This window comes from Bradyrhizobium sp. (genome assembly GCF_049581145.1).
GTDB lineage: Bacteria > Pseudomonadota > Alphaproteobacteria > Rhizobiales > Xanthobacteraceae > Bradyrhizobium.
The window spans coordinates 1-2092 of record NZ_JBAURI010000924.1 but is presented as its reverse complement, the minus strand read 5'-3'; the positions used below and the strand labels follow the sequence as shown (position 1 = coordinate 2092).

Below are 2092 nucleotides of genomic sequence, written 5' to 3'. Positions count from 1 at the left end.
GCTGTACCCATCGCGAATAGGGTCAACTGAAATGAGCTGAATGTTACTGGCATCGAATCCGGTTGCGCTCGACATCGTGCGCTCCATCCCGAAGACGATGTAACCGACGATCAGCAGCAGAGTGAGGGATCCTGCCATCTGGGAAACGACCAGCAGGTTTCGGACGCTGAACGCCCGGCGCCTTCTCACCTGGAGGGTGCCGCCCTCTTTCAACGCGGGCACGAGTTCCGCACGTGTGGCCTGGACTGCAGGCAGCAAGCCGATTGCCAGCCCGGCCAGGGCTGTGAGTCCAATTGTGAAAACGAGCACTCGCCAATCCACTTCGACGTCGAAACGGACCGGCATGGCGTGCGGCAGGCGCAGTCGGGAAAGCAGATGCATCAGCCAACACGTGAGCGCAAATCCGAGTGTCCCGGCGCCGAGAGCAATCAGCAGGCTCTCCATGATCAGCTGGCGTAGCAGACGAGCGCGGCTCGCTCCCATCGCCAACTGCACGGCAACTTCGCGTCGTCGATCCAGAGCGCGCGCCAGAAGCATGTTCACCACATTCGAACAGGCGATCAACAGAAGCAGTGCGATCACCACCACGGGCAGGAACGTAAACAATTCACGGTCTCTTTCTTGCGTCGGAATCAGCTTGCCGCCAGAGGCGACCGAGACAAGGTGCCCGCTTTCTGTTGCCGGATGACCGCTATCGCGAAGCATCTGCCGCAGCACCGTGTCTAACACGGTCTCGATCTGTGAAGGGGCTACGCCCAGTCTCTTTCTTCCTACGAATTGGAACATCGCGAGTTGTGGGCGTTCCAGTGCATCTTCTGTCAATTCCGGAGCCACTCCTGCACCCGCGGAAACCGGCAGCCAGAGGTCGGCAACGAACATCATCGGCGACGCACCCTGAAATCCCTTTGGCGCCACGCCCACGATCACGCAGAGTTTTCCGTTGATGTGAATCGTCCGGCCGATAACGTCTGGAACAGAGCCAAGATTGTTCTTCCAAAAGCGATCGCTAACTACGACCGGCGGGGTTCCTTGGGTCACTTCATCGCGTGCATCGAACAAGCGCCCGGCCGCCGCTGCGACTCCTAACGTGGAGAAATAAGCAGGCGTGACGATGTGCCCCCAGATTCGCTCGGTATGTCCGCTGAAACTGACCCCGAACGGCACCGGAGCGACGTAAGCAGAGGTTGAGGAGAACAAGTTCTTGTGGTCGCGAAAACGCCTGTACGCGGGATAGGAGATGGGCTGCTGAAGGGTGATCAACTCATCGGTTCTTGCCACGCCGGGGACATCGCGCAAGACGGTTCCGTTCAACTCGCTGAAGAAAGCAGAACCGGCACAGATAGCCAGGCTCATCGACACCACTGCAACCAAGGTGAAAGCGGGCCTTCGCATCAGTAGTCGTACTTCATAGCGAAAATCCCATATGCATTCCCGGAGGTGTGCCGCTGCGAGTTGGACTGCCAGATCCGCGAAAAGGGACACGAGACCAAACAGGTTTTGACGCCGCATCCAGACCGCAGCCTCCTCTGTGGTCTCAAACATTTCGCGCTCGAAAGCACAGCGGAAACGGTGAGGGAAGAATCGCGCCAGATTTCGATAGAGGCAAACTACAAATCCAGGGGAGAGTGACTTACTTTCCATGAATTATGCCTCCGACCTGGCGATCCGGCGCTTGGCGCGGATGACGCGTACCAAATCCTCAAGGCGCATGCTTTCGGCAGCCAGCACGCGTCGCCCCAGAGCGGTGAGGCGATAATAGCGACGCCGCGCATCTTCTCCGTCCGCCGACCGCCGCAGCTTCACCTCGGCGATAAGATCCGCATCCAATAGGCGCTCCAGCGTGCCATAGAGCGTCGCCGGCCACAGGCGAATCTTCCCATCTGTCCGCTCCAGCACTTCCTGCATGATCCCGTAACCGTGTTGCTCTCCGGTTGCCAACGAGAGCAGCACGTGGAACCAATTCGGCTTCAGAGGAAGGTAACGTTCGACCGCCGGCGTCTCATCGTTTTTCACGCGATCAACTATATATTATTCACGATATATATTGTCAACGATAGTGTAGGCAGATGCCCACGTCTCGTTGAGGAATAGG

Annotated in this window: 2 protein-coding genes; both read right to left on the bottom strand. The window is 58.1% G+C overall.

From position 1 onward, the window contains the following. The coding region (locus WCB02_RS30370; protein ID WP_423963816.1) for an FtsX-like permease family protein at positions 1-1641 on the bottom strand (1641 nt) is incomplete at its 3' end. Positions 1642-1644: 3 nt separating this feature from the next. After that, positions 1645-2013 carry a PadR family transcriptional regulator gene (locus WCB02_RS30365; protein ID WP_423963814.1) on the bottom strand — a complete coding sequence of 123 codons (369 nt, stop codon included), beginning with the start codon at positions 2011-2013 and terminating at the stop codon, positions 1645-1647. Positions 2014-2092: the final 79 nt, after the last annotated feature.